The organism is Exiguobacterium sp. RIT594, assembly GCF_003339585.1.
Taxonomy (GTDB): Bacteria; Bacillota; Bacilli; order Exiguobacteriales; family Exiguobacteriaceae; genus Exiguobacterium_A.
In genome coordinates, this window is sequence record NZ_QPKF01000024.1 from 1 (window position 1) to 268 (window position 268).

Below are 268 nucleotides of genomic sequence, written 5' to 3' on the forward strand. Positions count from 1 at the left end.
TTTGATGTCTTGTTGATGTCTTCAGTTTTCAAGGTGCGAGTGCCTTCTCCGTCAGGAAAAGACAAATGGAGCCTAGCGGGATCGAACCGCTGACCTCCTGCGTGCAAGGCAGGCGCTCTCCCAGCTGAGCTAAGGCCCCATGAGATTATAAAATTGAATGGTGGGCCTAAGTGGACTCGAACCACCGACCTCACGCTTATCAGGCGTGCGCTCTAACCAGCTGAGCTATAGGCCCATTCAAAATGGGTTGTTCAATTGAGAGATCGGA

2 tRNA genes are annotated in these 268 nt (G+C 51.5%); both read right to left on the minus strand.

Going from position 1 to position 268, the window contains the following annotated elements:
• Positions 1–66: 66 nt before the first annotated feature.
• Positions 67–139: transfer RNA gene (locus DVG79_RS16030), tRNA-Ala, on the minus strand.
• A 19-nt stretch (positions 140–158) separates the two neighbouring features.
• Positions 159–235: transfer RNA gene (locus DVG79_RS16035), tRNA-Ile, on the minus strand.
• Positions 236–268 lie beyond the last annotated feature (33 nt).